27 protein-coding genes are annotated in these 22,050 nt (G+C 40.9%); 8 read left to right on the forward strand and 19 right to left on the reverse strand.

Annotated elements, in window-relative coordinates:
• Positions 1–40 precede the first annotated feature (40 nt).
• The 11 genes from GO816_RS15330 to pdxA all read right to left on the reverse strand — a co-directional run bounded on the left by GO816_RS15330 (position 41) and on the right by pdxA (position 9,018).
• Positions 41–490, reverse strand: coding sequence for a PH domain-containing protein (locus GO816_RS15330; RefSeq protein ID WP_157542821.1), 450 nt, complete (start codon positions 488–490; stop codon positions 41–43).
• Positions 491–499: 9 nt separating this feature from the next.
• Entirely contained in the window at positions 500–934 is a 435-nt protein-coding gene (rpiB, locus tag GO816_RS15335; RefSeq protein WP_157542822.1) for a ribose 5-phosphate isomerase B, read from the reverse strand.
• A 31-nt stretch (positions 935–965) separates the two neighbouring features.
• A complete protein-coding gene (gene tatC / locus GO816_RS15340; RefSeq protein ID WP_157542823.1) occupies positions 966–1,835 on the reverse strand; it encodes a twin-arginine translocase subunit TatC in 870 nt (289 codons plus the stop codon).
• Positions 1,836–1,906: 71 nt separating this feature from the next.
• Positions 1,907–3,247 (reverse strand): acetyl-CoA carboxylase biotin carboxylase subunit, encoded by a 1,341-nt coding sequence (accC, locus tag GO816_RS15345; RefSeq protein WP_157542824.1) that lies wholly within the window; start codon positions 3,245–3,247, stop codon positions 1,907–1,909.
• Positions 3,248–3,342: 95 nt separating this feature from the next.
• On the reverse strand, positions 3,343–3,822 hold the full coding sequence (gene accB, locus GO816_RS15350; protein ID WP_157542825.1) for an acetyl-CoA carboxylase biotin carboxyl carrier protein: 480 nt from the start codon (positions 3,820–3,822) through the stop codon (positions 3,343–3,345).
• 77 nt (positions 3,823–3,899) lie between these two features.
• Positions 3,900–4,889, reverse strand: coding sequence for a beta-ketoacyl-ACP synthase III (locus GO816_RS15355; protein WP_157542826.1), 990 nt, complete (start codon positions 4,887–4,889; stop codon positions 3,900–3,902).
• 13 nt (positions 4,890–4,902) lie between these two features.
• On the reverse strand, positions 4,903–5,841 hold the full coding sequence (gene plsX, locus GO816_RS15360; protein ID WP_157542827.1) for a phosphate acyltransferase PlsX: 939 nt from the start codon (positions 5,839–5,841) through the stop codon (positions 4,903–4,905).
• 15 nt (positions 5,842–5,856) lie between these two features.
• On the reverse strand, positions 5,857–6,048 hold the full coding sequence (gene rpmF, locus GO816_RS15365) for a 50S ribosomal protein L32 (protein WP_157542828.1): 192 nt from the start codon (positions 6,046–6,048) through the stop codon (positions 5,857–5,859).
• Between the two features lie 15 nt (positions 6,049–6,063).
• Positions 6,064–6,585 (reverse strand): YceD family protein, encoded by a 522-nt coding sequence (locus GO816_RS15370; RefSeq protein WP_157542829.1) that lies wholly within the window; start codon positions 6,583–6,585, stop codon positions 6,064–6,066.
• Positions 6,586–6,681: 96 nt separating this feature from the next.
• The gene (locus GO816_RS15375; RefSeq protein WP_157542830.1) at positions 6,682–7,860 is read right to left on the reverse strand and encodes a DUF5009 domain-containing protein; all 1,179 of its coding nucleotides are present in this window, start codon (positions 7,858–7,860) and stop codon (positions 6,682–6,684) included.
• A gap of 102 nt (positions 7,861–7,962) precedes the next feature.
• Complete coding sequence (pdxA, locus tag GO816_RS15380; protein WP_157542831.1) at positions 7,963–9,018, reverse strand: 4-hydroxythreonine-4-phosphate dehydrogenase PdxA; 1,056 nt, start codon at positions 9,016–9,018, stop codon at positions 7,963–7,965.
• Between the two features lie 191 nt (positions 9,019–9,209).
• Here pdxA and rsmA point away from each other — a divergent pair, with 191 nt between their 5' ends.
• From rsmA to GO816_RS15400, 4 genes are all read left to right on the forward strand, one after another.
• Positions 9,210–9,989: a 16S rRNA (adenine(1518)-N(6)/adenine(1519)-N(6))-dimethyltransferase RsmA gene (gene rsmA / locus GO816_RS15385; protein ID WP_157542832.1), complete on the forward strand. Its 780-nt coding sequence runs from the start codon at positions 9,210–9,212 to the stop codon at positions 9,987–9,989.
• Complete coding sequence (locus GO816_RS15390; protein WP_157542833.1) at positions 9,989–10,933, forward strand: NAD(P)-dependent oxidoreductase; 945 nt, start codon at positions 9,989–9,991, stop codon at positions 10,931–10,933. The genes rsmA and GO816_RS15390 overlap by 1 nt, the downstream gene beginning before the upstream one ends.
• 154 nt (positions 10,934–11,087) lie before the next feature.
• Positions 11,088–11,561 carry a transcription elongation factor GreA gene (greA, locus tag GO816_RS15395; RefSeq protein ID WP_157542834.1) on the forward strand — a complete coding sequence of 158 codons (474 nt, stop codon included), beginning with the start codon at positions 11,088–11,090 and terminating at the stop codon, positions 11,559–11,561.
• Between the two features lie 70 nt (positions 11,562–11,631).
• Positions 11,632–12,036 carry an HIT family protein gene (locus GO816_RS15400; RefSeq protein WP_157542835.1) on the forward strand — a complete coding sequence of 135 codons (405 nt, stop codon included), beginning with the start codon at positions 11,632–11,634 and terminating at the stop codon, positions 12,034–12,036.
• A 19-nt stretch (positions 12,037–12,055) separates the two neighbouring features.
• On the opposite strand, the gene ruvC is transcribed toward GO816_RS15400, so the two are convergent.
• Positions 12,056–12,667 carry a crossover junction endodeoxyribonuclease RuvC gene (gene ruvC, locus GO816_RS15405; protein ID WP_394350664.1) on the reverse strand — a complete coding sequence of 204 codons (612 nt, stop codon included), beginning with the start codon at positions 12,665–12,667 and terminating at the stop codon, positions 12,056–12,058.
• A gap of 18 nt (positions 12,668–12,685) precedes the next feature.
• A complete protein-coding gene (aat, locus tag GO816_RS15410) occupies positions 12,686–13,315 on the reverse strand; it encodes a leucyl/phenylalanyl-tRNA--protein transferase (RefSeq protein ID WP_157542836.1) in 630 nt (209 codons plus the stop codon).
• A 193-nt stretch (positions 13,316–13,508) separates the two neighbouring features.
• On the opposite strand from aat, the gene GO816_RS15415 reads away from it, so the two are divergent.
• The 3 genes from GO816_RS15415 to GO816_RS15425 all read left to right on the forward strand — a co-directional run bounded on the left by GO816_RS15415 (position 13,509) and on the right by GO816_RS15425 (position 17,264).
• Complete coding sequence (locus tag GO816_RS15415; RefSeq protein ID WP_157542837.1) at positions 13,509–14,894, forward strand: DUF1800 domain-containing protein; 1,386 nt, start codon at positions 13,509–13,511, stop codon at positions 14,892–14,894.
• Positions 14,895–14,929: 35 nt separating this feature from the next.
• Positions 14,930–16,129 carry a DUF1501 domain-containing protein gene (locus tag GO816_RS15420; protein WP_157542838.1) on the forward strand — a complete coding sequence of 400 codons (1,200 nt, stop codon included), beginning with the start codon at positions 14,930–14,932 and terminating at the stop codon, positions 16,127–16,129.
• 64 nt (positions 16,130–16,193) lie between these two features.
• Positions 16,194–17,264 carry a PA0069 family radical SAM protein gene (locus tag GO816_RS15425; protein ID WP_157542839.1) on the forward strand — a complete coding sequence of 357 codons (1,071 nt, stop codon included), beginning with the start codon at positions 16,194–16,196 and terminating at the stop codon, positions 17,262–17,264.
• Positions 17,265–17,300: 36 nt separating this feature from the next.
• Here GO816_RS15425 and GO816_RS15430 read toward each other — a convergent pair whose 3' ends face one another.
• The 6 genes from GO816_RS15430 to GO816_RS15455 all read right to left on the reverse strand — a co-directional run bounded on the left by GO816_RS15430 (position 17,301) and on the right by GO816_RS15455 (position 21,678).
• Positions 17,301–18,155: a UDP-2,3-diacylglucosamine diphosphatase gene (locus GO816_RS15430; protein WP_157542840.1), complete on the reverse strand. Its 855-nt coding sequence runs from the start codon at positions 18,153–18,155 to the stop codon at positions 17,301–17,303.
• A 253-nt stretch (positions 18,156–18,408) separates the two neighbouring features.
• The gene (locus tag GO816_RS15435) at positions 18,409–18,942 is read right to left on the reverse strand and encodes a DinB family protein (RefSeq protein ID WP_157542841.1); all 534 of its coding nucleotides are present in this window, start codon (positions 18,940–18,942) and stop codon (positions 18,409–18,411) included.
• 3 nt (positions 18,943–18,945) lie between these two features.
• On the reverse strand, positions 18,946–19,338 hold the full coding sequence (locus GO816_RS15440) for a DUF1573 domain-containing protein (RefSeq protein WP_157542842.1): 393 nt from the start codon (positions 19,336–19,338) through the stop codon (positions 18,946–18,948).
• Entirely contained in the window at positions 19,335–20,243 is a 909-nt protein-coding gene (locus GO816_RS15445; RefSeq protein ID WP_157542843.1) for a hypothetical protein, read from the reverse strand. The genes GO816_RS15440 and GO816_RS15445 overlap by 4 nt, the downstream gene beginning before the upstream one ends.
• 9 nt (positions 20,244–20,252) lie before the next feature.
• Entirely contained in the window at positions 20,253–20,930 is a 678-nt protein-coding gene (locus GO816_RS15450) for a bacteriocin fulvocin C-related protein (RefSeq protein WP_157542844.1), read from the reverse strand.
• Between the two features lie 52 nt (positions 20,931–20,982).
• Positions 20,983–21,678 carry a YjjG family noncanonical pyrimidine nucleotidase gene (locus GO816_RS15455; protein WP_157542845.1) on the reverse strand — a complete coding sequence of 232 codons (696 nt, stop codon included), beginning with the start codon at positions 21,676–21,678 and terminating at the stop codon, positions 20,983–20,985.
• 115 nt (positions 21,679–21,793) lie between these two features.
• On the opposite strand from GO816_RS15455, the gene GO816_RS15460 reads away from it, so the two are divergent.
• The gene (locus tag GO816_RS15460; RefSeq protein ID WP_157542846.1) at positions 21,794–22,048 is read left to right on the forward strand and encodes a hypothetical protein; all 255 of its coding nucleotides are present in this window, start codon (positions 21,794–21,796) and stop codon (positions 22,046–22,048) included.
• Positions 22,049–22,050: the final 2 nt, after the last annotated feature.

The raw sequence follows: 22,050 nt of genomic DNA on the forward strand, positions 1-22,050 counted from the left end.
TAAAGGTGTAATAGTAAAAGTAAGTTGAGAAGAACAAAGCTTAATATCCAGCATTATTGATTATTATATCACTTAGCAGTGAGTCAGATTCGCCTTTAAATTTCCTTATTTCGTCGCGCAGATAGGCACTGTTTTTTATTCCTTCAATTAGCACAACATGTTCTGTTAAATCGCCTACGGTAAATAGTTGCAGGTTTGCAATACCTACCAATCTTTGTATCAACGGCTCAACAATCCGGGTGTCTATCACTTTGTGTATAGCCATTTCATTTGTTATCCTGTTCCAAACGCCGCGGCTAATAATAATTCGTTGTGTGGTGATTTGAAATTTGGTGGAAGCGGTTTTAATATATGCCCAGATAGCTATAAATATAGGGAACACCAACCAAATGAATAAAAAGCATAATATGTAAGTTCCCAAATTCATTAATTGAGATGGCTTGCCTTCCCATATAACGGTTTCAGCTGATTCGTTTTGATTTTTCATCATTCAAACAACTTAACAAGACATTTTAGCAACGCGGTTAGCATGACGTCCACCTTCAAATTCGGTTGACAGGAACAATTCAACTATCTGTTTTGCATCTTCCAACGATATAAAACGCTCAGGTATACAAACGATGTTTGCATTATTGTGCTGGCGGGCTAACGAAGCCAGCTCAGGTAACCAGCAGATTGCTGCACGTACTCCCTGATGTTTGTTAGCTGTAATAGCAACGCCGTTGGCACTGCCACAAACCAAAATACCAAAATCAAACTCGCCGCTTTCAACTGCCAATGCTACCGGATGAGCAAAATCAGGATAATCAGTTGATTCGGTTGAATAGGTACCAAAATCCTTCACAACGCTTTGCGGTAACCACTGCAACAGTTCTTGTTTGTAGTTGAAGCCGGCATGATCAGACCCTATAGCTATTTTAAGTTCTTTGTTCATTACTGTGAATTTGATAAAGTTTGTTGTTATGTTATTGCGTTTTTACCAGTTGGTCTTGACGCTTAAGCTTTCTTTTTTCAACCACCCCGGCTACAACAATGCCTACTTCATAAAGAATGAATAATGGCACACTTACAATACTCATGGTAAGCATATCTGGAGTGGGGGTAATTACTGCTGATATAACAAGGATGCCTACAATTGCAAACCTGCGTCCGTTACGCATAAATGCCGGCGTAAGAATTCCTAACGTTGATAAGATGTAAACAATAATAGGCAACTGGAACACAACACCTGTTGCCAGGGTAAGCGTAGCTACTGATGAAAGATAAGAATCAACAGTAAACATATTCTCTATTTTATCGCTCACGCTTAAGTTGGCCAAAAAGCTTATAGACTCGGGCGCAACAATAAAGTAGCCGAACATTATACCCAACAAAAACAGCAACGAAGCATATATTACAAAGCCGCTGGCTGCCTTTCTTTCCTTTTCATGCAGGGCAGGCTTTATAAAACGCCATACTTCCCACAGTAAATAAGGGAAGCCTAAGGTTATACCAATAATCAGTGCCGAATTCAGCTCAAGTGTAAACTGCCCTGCCATTTCGGTATTGATTATTTTGCCAGGGATTTTGTCGATACAAAAACCGGGGCGTTGCAAATAATCTCCTAGCTTACAAAGCATACGATACGTCCAGAAGTCGGTACGCATAGGACCCATAATCACATTGTCGAAAACCCAGTCGTAGTAAACAAAGGCCAGTATGGTAAATACCAAAACGGCAATACTTGCACGAATCAAATGCCAGCGTAAGATCTCGATGTGGTCAAAAAACGACATCTCTACATCAAGGTCCTTACTTTTATCTTTTATTGCTTTTACTATCTTATTATCGCTCATGTATTGTAAACAAAAATACCATTCTGTATAACATACGAATGGTATTTGAGATTAATTTTATTTTTCGAAATTTATTCAGCAATCTCGAAGCTTTCCATAAACTTGGTGGTAAAGTTACCTGCCCTGAAGTTAGGATCCTGCATTAACTGCAGGTGGAAAGGAATTGTTGTTTTTATACCTTCAATAACAAACTCGCTTAGCGCACGGTGCATGGTATTCAATGCCTCCTCGCGTGTTTGTGCAACACATATAAGCTTGGCAATCATTGAGTCGTAATTTGGTGGAATTACATAACCACTGTAAACGTGCGTATCAACGCGTACACCATGGCCACCCGGAGAGTGAAAATTAGTTATTTTACCCGGCGACGGGCGGAAGTTGTTGAACGGATCTTCGGCATTTATACGGCACTCTATGGCATGCATTGTAGGCTCGTAGTTTTTACCTGATATTGGCGTTCCTGCTGCAACTTTAATTTGTTCTTTAATCAAGTCAACGTTAATAACTTCTTCAGTTACCGGATGCTCCACCTGTATACGGGTGTTCATCTCCATAAAGTAGAAGTTATGGTGCTTATCAACCAAAAATTCGATGGTACCTGCACCTTCGTATTGAACGGCTTTGGCTCCTTTAATAGCAGCCTCACCCATTTTTTTACGCAGCTTTTCGGTCATGAATGGTGAAGGCGATTCTTCAACCAGCTTTTGGTGACGACGCTGAATAGAGCAATCACGTTCTGAAAGGTGGCATACTTTACCGTACTGATCACCTACCACCTGAATTTCAATGTGACGAGGATCTTCTACGTATTTTTCAAGATATATACCATCGTTACCAAAGGCAGCACCGGCTTCAGCACGGGCCGAATCCCAGGCGGGTTCAAACTCCATGTCGTTCCAGACAATGCGCATACCACGGCCACCACCACCGGCAGTAGCTTTAAGTATAACTGGGTAACCAATTTTGTTGGCAATATTAATACCTTCTTTTACATCATGCAGCAAACCTTCCGAACCTGGTATGGTTGGCACACCGGCTTTTTTCATGGTTGCTTTGGCAGCTGCCTTGTCGCCCATGTCGTTTATCTGATCGGCAGTGGCACCAATAAATTTAATACCATACTCAGCACAGATAGCTGAAAACTTTGCGTTCTCTGACAAGAAACCATAGCCCGGATGTATAGCATCGGCGTTGGTTAACTCGGCAGCTGATATAATGTTAGGAATATTTAAGTAAGAATCGCGGCTGGCCGGCGGACCAATACATACGGCCTCATCGGCAAAACGTACGTGAAGGCTATCGCGATCAGCAGTTGAATATACGGCTACCGTTTTAATGCCCATTTCCTTACAGGTACGGATAATGCGCAGGGCAATCTCGCCACGGTTAGCTATGAGTATTTTTTTAAACATGAGTTAGTGTTAGTTAAGTGGTTAATTAAGCTAAGTAGTTGATTGAGTTTTAAAACCACTCACTTTTCAACTATTTAACCAATGAACTTAACATATTACATAGGTTCTACTAAAAACAAAGGCTGGTCATATTCAACCGGTGATGCGTTTTCAACCAGTATTTTAACAATACGGCCTGATACTTCTGATTCGATTTCGTTAAACAGTTTCATAGCTTCGATAATGCAAAGCACACCACCTGGTTTAATTTCATCACCCACGTTTGCAAACGATGGTTTATCAGGAGATGATGAACGGTAAAAGGTACCAATCATTGGCGATTTGATGGTAACGTATTTAGATACATCGGCGGCAGCTGGTGCCTCTGCAGGAGCAGAAGTGTGTGCAGCAGCAACAGGAACAGCCGGAGCTGCAGCAGGAACGCCTGGCTGTGGTACTGGTAACGTTGCGTTAACAATAGTTGGAGCCTGGTTTGTTTTTATTGTGATCTTGAACTCGTTCTGCTCGATGGAAACCTCGTTTACGCCCGATTTTGAAACGAAACGGATCAAATCTTGTATTTGTTTAATATCCATGTTTTAGGTGTAATTGGTTCTTAACAAAAATTAAGAACCTAAGTTATAACAAATTAAATAAAAATTGTTCCCAAATTTTAGTAGGCCCATTTCAGGAGCATTGAGCCCCAGGTAAAGCCACCGCCAAAGGCTGCTAATACAATATTGTCGCCTTTTTTGAATTTACTTTCCCACTCCCACAGGCATAGTGGTATAGTGCCATTAGTAGTATTGCCATAACGTTCAATGTTAATAACAACCTTACTCTCATCAATGCCCATGCGGTTTGCGGTAGCATCAATAATACGTTTGTTGGCCTGGTGTGGCACAAGCCACGCTATATCATCAGCAACAAGGCTGTTGCGCTCCATAATTTCGGCAGCAACATCGGCCATATTGGTAACGGCAAATTTAAATACGGTTTTACCCTCCTGGTAGGCATAGTGTTCACGCTTGTCAACGCTATCATGCGTTGCCGGGCGTAATGAACCACCTGCTTTCATATGTAAAAATTCACGACCCGAGCCGTCACTTTTAAGCACCGAATCAACTACACCGTAGCCTTCAGTATTTGGCTCCAGCAATGCACAGCCACAGCCATCACCAAAAATAATGCAGGTAGCACGATCCTGGTAATCAATTATTGATGACATTTTATCGCCACCAACTACCAGTACTTTTTGGTGTTTACCGCTTTCAATGAATGATGCACCGGTTGCTAATCCAAATACAAAACCCGAGCAAGCCGCCTGCAAGTCATACCCCCAGGCATTTTTAGCTCCGATTTTATCAGCTAAGATATTAGCCGTAGCCGGGAAAGGCATATCAGGAGTAGTGGTGCAAAAAATTATAAGATCTATTTCTTCGGCGCCTATGCCGCGTTTTTTCAGCAGGCCCTCAACGGCCGGAACAGCCAGATCAGACGTAGCGGTACCTTCGCCTTTGAGTATGCGGCGCTCTTTAATTCCGGTACGAGAGGTGATCCACTCGTCGTTAGTTTCAACCAACGATTCGAGTTCGTGGTTGGTAAGCACATATTCGGGTGCATAGCCATGTACAGCGGTAATTGCAGCCTGTATTTTATGCATCTATCTTAAGGGTTTAAACGAAAGCTTGTTTAATTTTATCAACCAGCTTGCTCTCGGCCATATTGGCTGAAAGCAATACCATGTTTTTTATAGCTTCAGGACTTGAGATACCGTGCCCTACCACTACAGGCGCATTTACCCCAAGGATAGGGCTGCCACCATACTGCTCGTAATTAAAACGATCAAAGAATTCATCTTTAATGCGTTTTTTACGGGTAATTACATAAAATGATTCTGACAGTTTAAGTATAACGTTACCGGTAAAGCCATCGCAAACAAATACATCGGCGCTATCGGTAAATAAATCGCGGCCTTCAACGTTGCCTACAAAATTAAACTGGTTAGTTTCTTTCATTAAAGGATAGGTTGCCAGGCTAAGCATGTTGCCTTTTTCTTCCTCCTCACCTATGTTCATAAGCGCAACACGCGGGTTGCTCATGTTATAAACATTTTGCGCAAGAAGGCTACCCAAAACACCAAATTGCAAAAGCACATCGGGCTTACAATCGGCATTGGCACCTACATCCAATAAAATACCCAAACCGCCTTCCAGTTTGGGTACAATAGTAGTCATGGCCGGGCGTATAACACCCGGAATAGTTTTTACACTGAACATAGCACCCACCAGCATAGCACCGGTATTACCTGCCGAAGAAAAAGCCTGGATAGACCCTTCCTTAAGCAACTTAAAACCAACACTAATGCTTGAACCCTGCTTTTGAGTAATTGCTTTAGTAGGATGCTCACCCATGCCAATCACCTCGGTTGTATGCACAAACTCAAAGTGATCAGGGTTAAAGTCATTTTCCTGAAGAATACCTGAGGCAATATCTTTATCGCCTATAAGTACAAGCCTTTGCTCACCGGATAAAGCTTTATAAGCTTCAATTGCTCCTAAAACAGTTGCCTTAGGGGCATAATCTCCGCCCATAATGTCTAAGCCTATCTTCATTTGCAGGAAACGGGCTTAAACAGTGGCTGCTTTCTCAATCAGTAATTTACCGTTGTAGTATACGTTACCATCAACAGTGTACGCACGGTGTGGCAAATGCACAGCGCCGGTAGCAGCACAAGTAGTTAATGAAGGAGCTTCAGCTTTATAATGCGTTCTGCGTTTTGCAGTTCTTGATTTGGAGAACTTACGTTTTGGATTTGGCATAACCTCTTATTTATATCATTTTAATTTTTTGAGTGCGTCCCAGCGTGGGTCTTCACTCTTTTCCTTTTCATCACCGCCCGACAGCTCATTCAACCTGTCAAGCATATCTTTATCACAATCGCGTCCGTTACCCTCGTTACTGCAAGCAGTTATATAAGGAACGGCAACGGTAATGTATTCATATATTAAACCGGCAATATCAATTTCTGTATCGTTTTTGCCAAGTGTAATTATCTCTTCGTCCTCGTCAATTTCTTCCTCGCCAAACTTTGCAATCTGCTGTTCGTGTATATCAACCGGCTGGTTGTACTCAGACAGGCAACGGTCACAAGCAAGCTCAACAGTGCCGAAAATATGAAAATCCAGGATAATCATAGTCTCCTGCTTATCAAGCACCACGTTGCATTGCAGCTTACCGTTTTTTACCAGCGAGTATTCAAACTCTTTAAAGAACGACTCGTCTACAACATAGTCAAACTCGTGCCTGCCAAGCTTGAGGCCGGTATAAGGAATTGAATATGTTTTTAACGTTTTCAATGAGCGATAATTAGCCCGCAAATGTAGATATTTTTTATTTAACTGTAAAACGTTTTTTCAAAATGAGTTGCGACTCTGTGTGAACACTAAGGGTACCTATATTTTTAACCTGATATTTATCCTGTCAAGCAAACCCGCTACCCATATCATTGCAAATGAAAAAACAAGGCATTTAATAAGTCCGCCGGTTCCTTCACTTAAATATTGCGGGTAACCAAAATCGGTCATACCGTAAATAGGGTAAAATATAAAGGGTATAATGTAACAGGTAAACGTGTTGGTACCGGCAGGCTTAATAAAATTAAACCAGTTATATTTTTGCTTTACATCAACCAAAAACAAAAACGCCATGTAAGCAACAAGGCTTATTGAAGTACATATTAATACCCACGAGGGTGTATCACGTGCTTTTGAAATACCACCTATGTACCGCACTATAAAACCAAGGTTACCCAATATTAAAGCTAACAGTATGATGCCGGGCCATAGCAGATTGAGCTCGCCACTCTTCATCAGCCGCATATACATTACCGAAACCACTATGCCTGCCATAGTAAATGCCTGCATGGCACCATTGCCGGCCAGCCATATGTAACTCTTCCACGACATGATAAACTCGAGCCAGCCAAAATGAAAGTCAATATTAATAAGCAGGAAAACAATCCAGGCCGCAACCTGAATCCATAATACGCCTTTTGAGTAATGATATATAAGCGCACAAAATAAATAAGACCAACCTATTAGTCCCAAAATACCCCACCAGCTAAAATGTAACCAAACCCAATGATTAGGATCGTTACTACGATACAGTATTGACATGGTGGTTAGTAGCACTACGCCTACACCCCTTAATAAATTACGGGTTGATACCGATACGGCTCGGTAATCTAAAAATATAAGGAAGAAACTGATAGTCACGCAACTTTCCCAAACGGGCTTAGGCAGCAGCGTGTTCAAGTCATCATAGGTTTCCATATTGGCATGAAAAAAACCAATAAGCATTAACGCCAGCGAACGGGTAACAATGCGAAGGGGAACACCCCTGCCACTATTCTCCCTGTTTTGGAAAGCAAAGGGTATTGATAAACCTACAATAAACAAAAAGGCAGGAAATATAACATCAGCCAGGCCAAGGGCATCTACATTATCTCCGGCATGTTTAATCCATAGCGGGGTGTTAGGTACATCTTCCAAATCATTTACAAAAATCATGAGGAACATGGTAACCGCACGGAAGGCGTCGATAGACCGCACCCGGATATATTGGTTATTCATTATGGCAGTAAACGTAGTAATGATTTACAACTGAAACAGTATTAAAGTAACGGCTGTAACATTTAAACATTGCCACCTGTTTGTAACAGATGTATGATAAAATTAATCCCTGTCGCGGCTTAGCTTACTAAACTGTAAAGGATTTTCATTAAGTATTTCATTTTCACGGCGGCGGCGTACAATATGAATCGCTTCAAACAAAGCTTCGCGGAACGAAACCTCAGAGGCCTTGTTTTTACCGGCAATATCATAAGCCGTACCATGATCGGGTGAGGTACGCACAAATTTAAGTCCTGCGGTAAAGTTTACGCCCGATTCAAAAGCAATTTGCTTAAACGGAATCAAGCCCTGGTCATGATACATGGCCAGCACTGCATCAAACTGCATATAAGCACCATTTGCAAAAAAGCCATCGGCAGGGTAAGGGCCAAACGCCAGTATATCATTGGCGCGTGCTTCTTCTAAAGCCGGTATAATGATGTCCTTTTCTTCCTGGCCTATTAAGCCATTATCGCCCGCATGCGGGTTTAAGCCTAATACAGCAATACGCGGTTTGCGTACCCAAAAATCCTGCTTCAGGCTGGCGTTCATCAGCTTAAGTTTGGCCAGTATTTTTTCGGCGGTAATACTTTGGGCAACCTGCGATACCGGTATATGGCCCGTTACCACCCCTACCCTTAAAGTTTCACTCACCAAAAACATTAACACCTCACCAGCGCCATCACGCTCTTGAAGGTATTCTGTATGGCCCGGAAAATTAAATTCTTCGTTTTGGATGTTGTCTTTATTGATAGGAGCCGTTACCAGTGCATCAATTTCACCGGCAAGTAAATCGTCAGTGGCACGTTGAAGCGATTTGAAGGCATATTTGCCACCGGTTTCGTTCACAACGCCTAACTCCAGCTTAACATCTTCTTCCCAGCAATTAATAATGTTGGCCTTTTTATGATGAGCATTGGCGGCGCTATCAATAACATTAAAGTTAAGATCATGCACCTGCACCGTCCGGCGGTGAAACGAGGCTACTTTGGTATGCCCGTAAACAATTGGAATGCAATAGTCAAAGATTTTTGTATCGGCTAAAGTTTTAATAATAATCTCTAAACCAATACCATTAACGTCTCCTATACTAATTCCAATTTTTATCTTCTCACTCATGTTCTTTGATGATGTAGGGTGATCTTACTCAATTGCTGAATTTTAAGATCACAACAATAAACTAGTGCAAATACACCAATTAAAAATTGATGTATTTATATTCTAACAATTACAAATAAAAGGTTTTCGGCAATAATGTTTACCATACAAACGCAAATATCACGTAATTTGTAAAAATTAGCACAGCGTTAATGTCATTAGTACGAGCAAAAAAACATCTGGGTCAGCATTTTTTAACTGATAAAAATATTGCATTAAAAATAGTTGAAAGTCTGCGCCCAAACGAAAAATATACACAGGTTTTAGAAGTTGGGCCAGGCATGGGCATACTATCTGATTTCCTGTTACAGAAAACCGAATATCAAACCTATTTAATTGATATCGACACTGAATCGTATGAGTTTTTGCACAAGAAATATCCGCAATTACAGGAGCGTTTAATTAATGCCGATTTTTTGGAAATGAATTTTAGCAGCGTGTTTGATAAGCCTTTTGCTATCATTGGCAACTTTCCATACAACATATCATCGCAAATACTTTTCAAGGTTTTAGATAACCGCCAACAGGTGGTTGAGGTAGTAGGTATGTTTCAAAAAGAAGTTGCCGAACGTTGTAACGCCAAAGCGGGCAGCAAGGAGTATGGCATACTGAGCGTATTTTTGCAGGCTTATTATAAAGTTGAGTATTTGTTTACGGTAAAAGCAGGCGTGTTTAATCCGCCGCCTAAAGTACTATCGGCCGTTATTAGGCTAACCCGTAACACAACTAAACAGCTTAACTGTGATGAAAAGCTTTTTTGGCAGGTGGTTAAAGCAGGTTTTAACCAGCGCCGCAAAACCCTGCGCAACGCCTTATCATCATTAATAAATAAAGAAGCAATGGCTGCTGATACCATGCTTGATTTGCGTGCCGAACGCCTTACCGTGGCCGATTTTATAGAACTTACCAACCGGATAACTGCAAATCGTTAATGAATACCAAAAGCATTCTTATTGTTGATGACCTGCACCCTCTTTTTATTGAAGAGGTAGAAGCGCTAGGCTACCGGTGTGATTACCAACCGCTAATTAAGCGCGATGAGGCTTTAAAAGTTTTAAGCAACTATGACGGCCTGGTTATACGGTCAAAATTTTTGGTTGACAAGCAGGTGCTTGATGCTGCCCTGCAGCTTAAATTTATTGCCCGTGCAGGCGCCGGCATGGATAATATTGACGAGACCTATGCGATAGAAAAAGGCATTAAGCTAATTAATGCTCCTGAAGGCAACAGTGATGCCGTGGGCGAACATGCCATAGGCTTACTGCTTTCGCTAATGAATAACCTAAACCGTGCAGATGCTGAAGTGCGCACCGGCTTATGGCAGCGCGAAGCCAACCGCGGCTATGAGCTTAAAGGCCGCACTGTTGGGATCATTGGTTACGGACACATGGGCCGTAGCTTTGCCCGTAAGCTAAAAGGCTTTGAGGTTAATGTTATAGCCTATGATAAATATAAAACCGGCTTTAGCGATGAATATGCCAGAGAAGTAAGCATGGAGGAAATTGTGAAACACAGCGACGTATTAAGCTTGCATACTCCCCTTACTGCTGAAACCAACGGACTGGTTAACGATGAGTACCTCTTTCACTTCAAAAAGCCTATTTTTTTATTGAACACCTCACGCGGACAGGTAGTACACACACAGGCCGTTTTGAATGCTATAAATCAAGGCAAAATTTTAGGCGCCGGGCTTGACGTATTGGAGATTGAAAAATTCCCGCTGCTGGCCCAACAGCAATGGTTTGAAGATTTGCGTACTAATGGCGAGGTTATTTTAAGCCCGCATGTAGCTGGATGGACATTTGAGTCATACCGTAAAATAAGTGAGGTTATGGCGTCCAAAATAAAAAATTTGGATATTCAAACTTTAAAATAGTATCTTCGTTTTATACCTAACAAGACTATGGCTGCGTTGTAGCTACATAGTCTTGTTTGTTTTTTATGGCTGTCGCGTCCTTTCTTAAAAACAGGAAGGGCGGTTTTTTTTGATAGCATTTCAACAAAAATATCTACTTAAAATTATTGTGTTTATGGCTGAGGTTGCATACTTTACCAAAGAAGGTTTAGAAAAATTAAAAGAAGAATTACAACAGTTAAAAACTACGGGTCGTGCTAATATAGCTAAGGCAATTGCCGAAGCACGTGACAAAGGCGACTTATCAGAGAATGCTGAATATGATGCAGCCAAAGAGGCACAGGGTTTACATGAAACCAAAATTGCCAAACTGGAAGAAACGCTTGCAAACGGCCGTTTATTAGACGAGTCGAAAATAGATACCTCGAAGGTTTTAGCCTTATCAATAGTTACCATTAAAAATACTAAGAACGGTGCTAAAATGACTTACCAGCTTGTAGCTGAAAGTGAAGCCGATCTTAAAGCGGGTAAAATCTCGGTAGCATCACCAATTGCCAAAGGTTTATTGGGCAAAAAGGTTGGCGACAAAACTGAGATACAGGTACCGGCCGGTAAAATGGAATTTGAAATTCTTGAAATTAACAGATAAAATATAGCTAAGTAGCGGTTAAACACTCGTTAGTTAATTATTGTATCAAATAAATAAACTCAATCTACCTATGAGTATCTTTTCAAAAATTGTATCGGGCGAAATACCTGCACACAAAGTTGCCGAAAGCATTGATTATTTAGCGTTTTTGGATATAAGTCCGTTAACTGAAGGACATGTGCTGGTTATCCCAAAAAAGGAAGTTGATTATCTGTTTGATTTGGATGATGAACTGTATACCGGCTTGCAGCTGTTTGCAAAAATTGTGGCAGATGGCATAAAAAAAGCCGTACCCTGCAAAAGGGTTGGCGTTGCAGTAATTGGCCTTGAAGTGCCACATGCCCACATACACCTTGTACCGCTTAACAATATCGACGACCTCAATTTTTCGCGCCCCAAACTAAGCCCAAGCCCTGAAGAGCTGGAGGCAACAGCCGAGAGGATAAAGATTGCTTTACGCGAAGAGAGAGATTAAATAATATTCAAGAGCCGGGTTATTCCTGGCTCTTGTTTCTTGGTTCAATTTTTTGGCTAACTACTCTTTTATTGTTATCCTTAACAAAAGCTTCCCAACCCGAATAACTTATTTTACTGCCCCTTCCCGTAGTAATTTTTTGAAAGCTATGGCAAACCGCTACCGCAAGCCCGTCGGTGGCATCTAAAAACTCCGGAGTTTCTTTGAAATTTAGCAGGCGTTGCAACATGGCTGCTACCTGCTCTTTAGTAGCATTACCATTGCCCGTAATTGCTTGCTTTATTTTACGCGGCGAATACTCATTAACCGGAATATTACGTGACAATGCCGCAGCAATTGCTGTTCCCTGCGCCCGGCCAAGCTTAAGCATTACCTGTATATTTTTGCCGTAAAAAGGTGCCTCAATAGCCAGCGCATCCGGGTTATAGTTATCAATAAGAGCAATGGTTTTTTCAAAAATACGCTGTAGCTTAAGCATATGATCATCGGCGTTGCCTGGTATTTTTACTACTCCAAGCGCAATTAGTTCTGTTTTAGAACCCACCTCTTTTATAAGCCCGTAACCCATTACCACCGTACCAGGGTCAATGCCCAGTATAATCCGTTCCTTTTGCGGCTGTATAATATTCACCTGGTAAAGGTAGGTATTTTAAGATTGTAACTCTTTCAGATATTCCTGCCTGCTTATAAATCTCGCCCCCATACTTTCTAAATGCTCCGTATGTACCTGGCAATCTATTAGCACATATTCGGTAGTTGCACAAAGTTTAATAAGTGCTGCTTTTGAAGCATTACTCACCTTACTGAACATGCTTTCACCACAAAACACCTTCCCTACTTTAACCCCATACAACCCGCCAACAAGCGTATCATCCTGCCATATCTCGTAAGAATGGGCATAACCAAGTTTATGTAAGCCAATATACGCAGCTTTCATTTCTTCGGTTATCCAGGTACCATCCTGCCCTGCTCTTGGCACAGCAGAACATGCCTCAATCACGTTTTCAAATGCGGTATTTGATGTTGCTTTGAACTTGCCCGAACGCAATACCTGCCTCATACTTTTACTTACACGTAGCTCATCAGGATATAATACAAAGCGTTCATGCGGTGAGTACCATAAAATTGGCGTATCGTTACTGTACCATGGAAATATACCATGCTGGTAGGCCAGTAGTAAACGTTCGGCAGACAGATCGCCGCCAACTGCAAGCAGGCCATCTTCTTCTGCCAACTCAGGCTTGGGGAAAATAATACGTTCATCCAACCTAAAAATCATACTCAAAGGTAGCTCTTTACCGTTGAGTATATTACTTCACCCAATTAAATTGCTGCTACTGGTTGATATTAAAATGGCTCAAAATGATGACCATCGTTAATCTATTGTTTAATAATTAAGTCAGAATATATTTACACAAACCACTTACCTTTAACAAATTATACCACATCCGCTACGTTAACCTTGTTAAGTTATGGATAATTTAAAACAGGTAAAACACCTTTACGCCCGTGCCGGCTTCGGAGCTGATTTTGCTCAGTTGCATAGTCAACGAAACTGGAGCGCAAAAAAAACTTTACGAAAGCTCTTCAAAGAGTCGGAAGAGATACAGCCGCTTGCGGCAATCACAGAAAACCTTGATTTAAGACAGTTACGTAAAGATGCAGCCGAGGGCGAACGCAAAGCTATACAGGAGTTACGCAACCAGCAGGAACGTTCGTTAAACGCCGCCTGGATGAAGCAAATGAGTACAACCAACGCTCAACTGCGCGAGAAGATGACCCTGTTTTGGCACAATCACTTTGCCTGTAACATTGGCAATTATTACTTTCAGCAACAGTTAAATAACATACAGCGCACGCATGCTCTCGGCAATTTTAAAACGCTGCTTATTGCGGTTTCACAGTCTGCCGCTATGCTTAATTTTTTAAATAACCAGCAAAACAGCAAGGCGCACCCAAATGAGAACTTTGCCCGCGAGTTAATGGAGTTATTTACCTTAGGCCGGGGAAATTATACTGAACAGGACGTAAAGGAATCGGCAAGGGCTTTTACCGGTTGGGCGCATAATGGAAAAAGCGGAGAATTTGTCTTTAAGGCTGGCAACCATGATGATTTATCAAAAACATTTATGGGCCAAACCGGAAATTTTAATGGCGAAAATATCATAGACATTATACTGGCCAATAAACAAACCGCTAAGTATATAAGCACTAAATTGTACCGCTACTTTGTTAACGAAACGCCTGATGAAACACATGTTAACCAAATGGCCGATGTATTTTATAAAGCAGGTTATGAGCTAAAGCCTTTACTTGAATTTGTATTTACAGCCAATTGGTTTTATGAAGATAAAAACGTTGGGAATTTAATTAAATCGCCGGTTGAATTGCTGGTTGATCTTAACAGGCGCTTTTATATTAGTTATGATAATCCTGATGTGCTTTTGCAATTTCAACGCACGCTGGGCCAGGTACTGTTTCGCCCGCCAAATGTGGCCGGGTGGCCTGGTGGCCGCAACTGGATAGACAGTTCTTCACTAATGTACCGCATAAAAATTCCATCAACTATACTTAACGCCGGTATTATTGACTTTGCAGGCAAGGCAACACCTGAGGATGAAGCGTACCTGGCTTCGCAACGCAAACAGCAATTCAACGTAATAAAAAGGGTACAGGCCAACGCCGATTGGAATAAGTTTTTAGAAGGCATACCATTAAAAGCTCAGCGTGAACAGGTAGCTGCCTATTTGTTAGAACCACCGCTAAATGCGCGCATTGTAGCCGAAGTGAATAAGGCTGCTGACATAAAAATCATGGTAATACAGTTGGTAAGCACGCCTGAGTACCAACTTTGTTAATTAAAAAGTTAACCTCTCATTAAAAGAGAAAAGTTATGAAAAGAAGAGATTTTTTAAGAAGCAGTACCCTGGCATCAGGCGCTTTTTTAATACCTGCCTTCTTAAAACCGTTTGAAACGATGGCAATGAGTGCTGTAAGCGGTTATAAAAACCTGGTAATAATTCAGCTATCGGGTGGTAATGATGGCTTAAATACCGTTGTGCCTTTTGGCGATGACATTTACTATCAAAAGCGTAAAACAGTTGCCATAACACCCAACGAGGTTATAAAACTAAATGACATACAAGGGTTAAACCCTAACCTATCAGCGCTTAAAGAAATTTACGATCAGGGGTGGATGAACATTATCAATTCGGTTGGCTACCCTAACCCCGACCGCTCTCACTTCCGGTCAATGGATATATGGCAAACGGCAAGTAATTCAAATGAATTTTTAAGTACCGGCTGGATTGGCCGCTATCTTGACTCAAACTGCCAAACCTGCCAAAACCCCTATACAGCTATTGAGGTTGACGATACGCTTTCATTAGCCATGAAGGGTAGCAAAATGAAAGGCATTGCCGTACAAGATCCTAATAAGCTTTACCAAACCACCCGCGAGCCATTTTTTAAAGATTTGATGCATGGGCCTGACAACAATCACTTACATGAGGATAATTTAGGCTACTTGTACAAAACGATGATTGAAACTTATTCATCGGCTGATTACATTCAAAAAACCAGTAAAACTTACAACGTGGTTGCCCCCTATCCAGCCACCGGGTTTGGTAACCAGTTAAAAAATGTTTCAAAGTTTATTAACTCCGGGCTTAATACACGTATTTACTATGTATCATTAGGTGGTTTTGATACGCACGTTGGTCAACAAAACCAGCAAGGACGGCAGCTTAAAACTTATGCTGATGCTGTGGCCGCTTTTGTAAAAGACCTCAAGCAAACAGGTAAGCTTGATGATACCTTGATTATGACCTTTTCTGAATTTGGCCGCCGCGTTGAACAAAATGCCAGCAATGGCACTGATCACGGTACCGCTAACAACGTGCTTTTGTTTGGGGGTAAACTTGGTAAGGCCGGTATATACAACAACGCGCCTGATCTGGCAAATTTGGAGAATGGTGACTTAAAATATCAGATAGACTTTAGAGATATTTATGCTACGCTGTTAAAAAAGTGGCTTAACGTTAATGACGGTTCCATATTGAATGCTCAATTTACGGGACTTGACTTTGTTTAAAAACTGATTTTAATTATTTAAGAAAACAACACATTATTACTAATAAATTTAGCAGTTTTGTGTTATGGCATTTGAGGCTAACCATGATTTTTTTAAGGGAAGAGGCGCGCAGGTAAATACTCATAATAAGTTTTTGCAAAAAAAATATGTTGCCGAACATATTGAGGGCCTAGACGAACCATTGTTGCTCAACAGTAAAACGCAGATTTTTGAAGAAAACCCTAAACAAATTGTAAGCAAAAGCAACAGCCCAGATATAAGCCACATGCACTCAATTAATCCATACCAGGGATGTGAGCACGGCTGCATTTATTGTTACGCCCGAAACAGCCATGAGTACTATGGTTTTAGCGCAGGGTTAGACTTTGAGCGAAAAATTATTGTAAAGCGTAATGCCCCTGAATTGCTCGAAGCATATTTTAACCGCCGACGATATCAACCTACTCCTATTGTTTTATCGGGCAATACAGATTGCTACCAGCCCCTGGAGCGCGACTTGAAGATAACGCGACGACTGCTGGAGGTATTTCTACAATATAAACACCCGGTAAGTATCATTACCAAAAACAATCTCATTTTGCGCGATCTTGATATTGTTACTGAGCTGGCAAAGCTTAACCTGATTCATGTAAACATTTCAATTACTTCGTTAGATGAGCAGCTTAGACAAAAACTGGAGCCGCGTACCGTAACTTCAGTTGGCCGGTTAAATGCTGTTGAAAAGCTATCGCAAAAAGGCGTACCTGTAAGGGTAATGACAGCGCCTATAATACCCGGACTAAACAGCAATGAGGTACCCGCTATTATTAAGGCAGCCGCCAAAAGAGGTGCCGTGGCCGCTGGCTTCACCATGGTTAGACTTAACGGTGCCATAGCAGAAATTTTTACCGACTGGATTTATAAAACATTTCCTGACAGGGCCGATAAAGTTCTGAACCTCATTAGGCAAACGCATGATGGTAACCTTAATGATAGTGAATTTGGCCGGCGTATGAGTGGCGACGGTGAAGTGGCCGAGTCTATTCAGCAGTTGTACCGCATGGCGTGTAAACGCTACCTGGCTGATAGAGATATGCCCGCTTACGATTTAACATTGTTTACACCTAAAACAGGCAGGCAGGTAACGTTATTTTAATTAACGCTCTCTCTATGTTTGCGTATATAAATCAGCCTAGTGCTGTTCAAGCTTAAACTTTTCGAGCAATACTTTCACATCCAGGCTTGAGTGCAATTCATCGTTATCGCTGCTATCTTCCTCGTCGGGTTCTGATGAAAAGTTGGCAGCGTTATACTTAAATATAGTCCATTCATTATGACTGTATTCCAACGCTGTAAGGCTTTCCACCCAATCACCAGAGTTCAGATAAAGAACCGAACCTGCTCCATTTGCAGATTGAATTTGCCGTATCTCAGCATGATGAATATGACCACATATAACATAGTCATAGCCTTTATCTACGGCAAGGTCTGCAGCGGTTTGTTCAAAATGATTAATAAATTTAACAGCCTCTTTTACTTTACCTTTAATTTTCTGCGAGAAGCTCATCTTTTGCCTGCCTGCCGCTGTTAAAAACCAGTTTACAACGCTATTAATTATGATGAGCGTATCATAACCTATGGCACCTAACTTAGCAAGCCACTTTGAATGCTGCATGGTAACATCAAACACATCACCATGAAATATCCATGCCTTTTTATCGCCAACAGGAAGTAGTATTTTATTGAGGAGCTGAAATTTCCCGAGATTGAAATCAGTGAATTTTCGCAGCATTTCATCATGATTACCGGTAAGATAATATACGGGAATGCCATCGGTTACGAACTTTAAAATACGGCGAACAACCTTCATATGCGCTTCGGGCCAGTATGATTTACTGAACTGCCATATATCGATAATATCACCGTTTAAAATAACCTGCTTTGGGCGTATGCTTTTAAGGTATTGCAACAACTCTTTGGCGTGGCAGCCATAAGTACCCAGGTGTACATCTGAAATTACTACAATATCAACTTCGCGCTTTGCCATGCATACTAAAACATAAGCGTTACTATGTGCTTTTTACAAAGCACCTGATACAAAGTGTCGGGCCTGCGCGGTATAAAGGATAAGTTATTCGTCTTCGTCGTCTTCTCTTACACTAAGTTCATACGGACTTAGGTAAAATATGCCAACCAGCAATAACAAACCGCTAACTATCAGGTATGGAAACTCGATATTCATAATAACAGTACAAAATTCAGGTTAAAAAATTATTTTAACGTTAAGACTGCATTAAATCTCAATTAGTTACCTGTGTGGAAAACTTTTTACTTATGCGGTTTAATTGTTTTAAGTGGTGCTGTAAATGTATGCGCGAAAACTTAAACCATTGCCTTGCATTAAGCATACCAAGGCCAGGATGACTTATTTTAAATTCGTTGGAGGAATGCTGTATTAAAGGCCACACATCATCAATCCTTTTACGCATTTTAATGATGAGATTACGCGCCTCTTCTTTAGTAATATTCTTTGTAAGATTTTCTATTACGGCCGGTGCTTTGCGCTTACCAGGCGGGAACTGGCCTAACAAAAAAAACAGCATACCCTTAAGGTTTAATCCCTTACCAGTATGCACGCCAGTTTTACGACAACATTTTTCGGCAGCAACGGTTGACCCTAGGTTGGCCTGCATAATATGTGAGTAAACCTCCGCAAATGACCATCCTCCACCGGGTGGTGTTTGATTAAATTGCTCATCCGGAATTGTATCAATTAATTGCCGGTAATCATCAAGTGCGGCAATAAGCGCTTTATGTTCGGTTGCTAAGTTCATTTCTTACTTACAAACAACCATTTTTACAATAAGTGTGTGCAGTTGTGGCTTTGTATTAGTCCTTACCACAACGCTACGCTCCATGGCGCCAATTGTATTAGCCGCTTTAGGATCAAACACTACCTTGATTACACCTTGCTCATGATAAGCTATGGGCTTTGCGGTGTAGGATGGTATTGTACAGGTACAATCGGCAGCAACACTTATCAATTTAAGTTCTTTTTGTCCACCGTTTGTAAAACCGAAAGTTGCAGTTACCGGCTTTGCATTAAAGTCTATCCTTCCAAGGTCAATTACAGATGACTTGAAGTTAATAACCGGTTCCTCGGGCTTGTTACTGCATCCGCACAACACTACTACTATTAAAGTTAAAAACCTAAAGATGTTACGCTTCATTTCTTGATCAGGCCAAGTGTTTCATCAGCGTAAGTAATGGCATCGAAACTGTAAAATCCGTTTTGTAAACGTATAAACTTGAAGCCCGGACCTACTAATACTTCTCCCGGAAATTTACTTACGCCAATTTGTTGGATTAATTTATCATCAAATAAATAGCCATAAATTATAGGGTCGTTCAAATCCGGCTTTATCCGCGCTTTAAATTCATCAAAGCCTTCCAACCTGGCATTGTAAACGTTCACAATTTTAATATTGGTGGGTAGTTTAAGAGCAAAGCTTTTTAAAAACTGCGTTTTTATCTGACTCGCAGCGCTGGTGCTATTACCAAAATTAATAATATAGTAATTGCGGCTATTCCATGCTAAGCGGTGGCCGCCTGTATCAATAAGCTGTTCTTTAAGTTTAGTTAAGGCCTGCGCAGGTGGCCCTTCCACAGCGCTGTTTACTCCCGTATAAGCCTCAACGTAAGGATCTTTCATCGCTATGGAACAGATAAAGAAAAGTAACGTAACTGAAACAACAAACGTCATTAACTTTTTTGTCAGGTTAAATTCGGAAATTACATAGGCAATTACCTCAGCCGACAAGACTATTAAAGTTTGCAGTGGAAAATGATACGGATACAACACGCCCCAACTGGTGAGCAGTCCCTTAATGGTTAGCGCTGCTATTGGTACGAATAAAAGGCTGAGGGTAATTTGTGGCTCAATTTTTTTTCCTGTTAGCCAAAGCAATGCTAACGAGGCGGCAAAATAAAGCGTAAAAGTCGCCTCAAAACCTAAAGTTCTGCTTTGTAATAATCCGCCTGCAATTAAAAACTGATTAATGGCGGCGACAATACATGCGAAAACAATGACAAAAAAAATCAGCGTAGAAATTTTAAGCCCGGTTGATGATGTCATAACAACTTACTATCCTTCGTCTTCATGCTGTTCTTCGGCCATTACCAGAGAGCACTTTCCGTTACATTCGTAAATTAAAAAAGTACCACAGTAGCCGTTAGCTGTACAACCTTCAACCCTTAAACAATCGCCCTGGCTGCCACACCAGTCACTTATCACGCTACATCCGCATCCGCTTCCTAAAACAGTTTTATAGCTAAGGCTTAAATTATTGGAGTTTGATTTTCCTAAACCAACAAATACTTCTTTGTCAAATTTAGCAACATCACTTATAAGGTAGCGTAACTGCGCCTGGGTAAACACTTTAGTAGCCTTAATTTTCCACTCATCAAAAAATGCCGATTGTCCGTAACGTTCAGTTTTTGACGTAAACAGCAATACGTTCAACTTTGCAACAGCCTGTTTAAATAAACCAGCTTGCTCGCTATTAAGTACACCTGAATTAAGAATTGCCTGGCTACGTTCGGCCCAAACAGTATAACGTTCGGTGCCGCTTAGTATATCTGTGTAAGCTGCTTTACGTTCTGTATAAGAACTTAAAGTGACTACTTCGTTGATTAACGCTTTGTCAACAACCGATACACCTGTTGTTTCCTGATCTGGCTGCGAAGAAGATTGTTCTTTTTTGCAAGACATGAAGGCGCATAAAAACGCGCAAATTGTGATAGTAAGTAGCTTTGTTTTCATGACCAAGATTTTATTATTGGTTAAAATAAATGTAAGATATTTTTTACAACTATTATAATATATTTCTTAATTCATTTAAGCTGAAAATTTGCATCGGTACATCAGCGGGCTTACTGACTTCCAACGGGTTAAAGTAAATAGCATCTATACCAAAATTAAGCGCACCATATACGTCGGCTTCCAGGCTGTCGCCTATCATTACACACTCATCCTTGTTTGCTCCGCTTAACTGCAGGGCATATTCAAAAATGCCCTTATGAGGTTTATTTATACCCACCAGTTCACTTATTATTACGTTTTGAAAATAGGTTTCCAAGCCGGTGCCTGATACTTTTTGCCTTGTCGCACTTTCAAAACCATTTGATATGATATGGAGTGTATATTTACTTTGAAGATAGGAAAGCGTTTCGTGTGCGTAAGGGAACAAATTGGTTTTTGTAGGGCATAGCTCTACATACGCATCTTCAAAAGCTTCGGGTATGGCGTCGGGTTGTAAGCCCATATCAGTAAATGTTTTCCTGAAACGCGTTTGGCGTAACGTTTCTTTGTCAATTTTACCTAAATGATAATCTGTCCATAAAGCATGGTTGTTGCGGGTGTAGGTAGCTATAAAATCTTTTGCTGAAGTAATGCCTAAATCTTCAAGCTTATGCAGCACAAATAGTTCCTGTAGTGTTTCATCGGCATTGCGGTCAAAATCCCAGAGTGTATGATCGAGGTCAAAAAAAATATGCGAGTAACGTTTCATAATAATAAGGTGCAATGCTTAAGCGCGTAAATATATGAAGCTGTTAAGCGATTGAAAGTGCAATGTTACCTCAACCAATATTTATTTGATATGTTGTAAGTGCAAAACATTTAATATGCATTTACTAACAAAAACCATTAAAGCAAATATAGCCGAAGCTACCGGAGCAAAAGCAACAGGTGCATTAGCTATAGGTGCTGCAGCACTGGGTGCTTTTGCAATTGGAGCCCTGTCTGTTGATGCAGTAGCCATAGGCGCCCTTGCCATCGGAAAAGTATCTATAAAACGTATGGTAATTAAAAACCTTGAGGTTGATACGCTTACAGTGAATAAACTTACAATAAAGGAAAAAGCTGTTAATCAAGAGTAAGC

The organism is Mucilaginibacter aquatilis, assembly GCF_009755275.1.
Taxonomy (GTDB): domain Bacteria; phylum Bacteroidota; class Bacteroidia; order Sphingobacteriales; family Sphingobacteriaceae; genus Mucilaginibacter; species Mucilaginibacter aquatilis.

Excerpts from the sequence above, each read along its gene's own strand:
- GO816_RS15330 (WP_157542821.1), bottom strand. The coding sequence starts at position 490 with ATGATGAAAAATCAAAACGAATCAGCTGAAACCGTTATATGGGAAGGC.
- rpiB (WP_157542822.1), bottom strand. The coding sequence starts at position 934 with ATGAACAAAGAACTTAAAATAGCTATAGGGTCTGATCATGCCGGCTTC.
- tatC (WP_157542823.1), bottom strand. The coding sequence starts at position 1,835 with ATGAGCGATAATAAGATAGTAAAAGCAATAAAAGATAAAAGTAAGGAC.
- accC (WP_157542824.1), bottom strand. The coding sequence starts at position 3,247 with ATGTTTAAAAAAATACTCATAGCTAACCGTGGCGAGATTGCCCTGCGC.
- accB (WP_157542825.1), bottom strand. The coding sequence starts at position 3,822 with ATGGATATTAAACAAATACAAGATTTGATCCGTTTCGTTTCAAAATCG.
- GO816_RS15355 (WP_157542826.1), bottom strand. The coding sequence starts at position 4,889 with ATGCATAAAATACAGGCTGCAATTACCGCTGTACATGGCTATGCACCC.
- plsX (WP_157542827.1), bottom strand. The coding sequence starts at position 5,841 with ATGAAGATAGGCTTAGACATTATGGGCGGAGATTATGCCCCTAAGGCA.
- rpmF (WP_157542828.1), bottom strand. The coding sequence starts at position 6,048 with ATGCCAAATCCAAAACGTAAGTTCTCCAAATCAAGAACTGCAAAACGC.
- GO816_RS15375 (WP_157542830.1), bottom strand. The coding sequence starts at position 7,860 with ATGAATAACCAATATATCCGGGTGCGGTCTATCGACGCCTTCCGTGCG.
- pdxA (WP_157542831.1), bottom strand. The coding sequence starts at position 9,018 with ATGAGTGAGAAGATAAAAATTGGAATTAGTATAGGAGACGTTAATGGT.
- rsmA (WP_157542832.1), top strand. The coding sequence starts at position 9,210 with ATGTCATTAGTACGAGCAAAAAAACATCTGGGTCAGCATTTTTTAACT.
- GO816_RS15390 (WP_157542833.1), top strand. The coding sequence starts at position 9,989 with ATGAATACCAAAAGCATTCTTATTGTTGATGACCTGCACCCTCTTTTT.
- greA (WP_157542834.1), top strand. The coding sequence starts at position 11,088 with ATGGCTGAGGTTGCATACTTTACCAAAGAAGGTTTAGAAAAATTAAAA.
- GO816_RS15400 (WP_157542835.1), top strand. The coding sequence starts at position 11,632 with ATGAGTATCTTTTCAAAAATTGTATCGGGCGAAATACCTGCACACAAA.
- aat (WP_157542836.1), bottom strand. The coding sequence starts at position 13,315 with ATGATTTTTAGGTTGGATGAACGTATTATTTTCCCCAAGCCTGAGTTG.
- GO816_RS15415 (WP_157542837.1), top strand. The coding sequence starts at position 13,509 with ATGGATAATTTAAAACAGGTAAAACACCTTTACGCCCGTGCCGGCTTC.
- GO816_RS15420 (WP_157542838.1), top strand. The coding sequence starts at position 14,930 with ATGAAAAGAAGAGATTTTTTAAGAAGCAGTACCCTGGCATCAGGCGCT.
- GO816_RS15425 (WP_157542839.1), top strand. The coding sequence starts at position 16,194 with ATGGCATTTGAGGCTAACCATGATTTTTTTAAGGGAAGAGGCGCGCAG.
- GO816_RS15430 (WP_157542840.1), bottom strand. The coding sequence starts at position 18,155 with ATGGCAAAGCGCGAAGTTGATATTGTAGTAATTTCAGATGTACACCTG.
- GO816_RS15435 (WP_157542841.1), bottom strand. The coding sequence starts at position 18,942 with ATGAACTTAGCAACCGAACATAAAGCGCTTATTGCCGCACTTGATGAT.
- GO816_RS15440 (WP_157542842.1), bottom strand. The coding sequence starts at position 19,338 with ATGAAGCGTAACATCTTTAGGTTTTTAACTTTAATAGTAGTAGTGTTG.
- GO816_RS15445 (WP_157542843.1), bottom strand. The coding sequence starts at position 20,243 with ATGACATCATCAACCGGGCTTAAAATTTCTACGCTGATTTTTTTTGTC.
- GO816_RS15450 (WP_157542844.1), bottom strand. The coding sequence starts at position 20,930 with ATGAAAACAAAGCTACTTACTATCACAATTTGCGCGTTTTTATGCGCC.
- GO816_RS15455 (WP_157542845.1), bottom strand. The coding sequence starts at position 21,678 with ATGAAACGTTACTCGCATATTTTTTTTGACCTCGATCATACACTCTGG.
- GO816_RS15460 (WP_157542846.1), top strand. The coding sequence starts at position 21,794 with ATGCATTTACTAACAAAAACCATTAAAGCAAATATAGCCGAAGCTACC.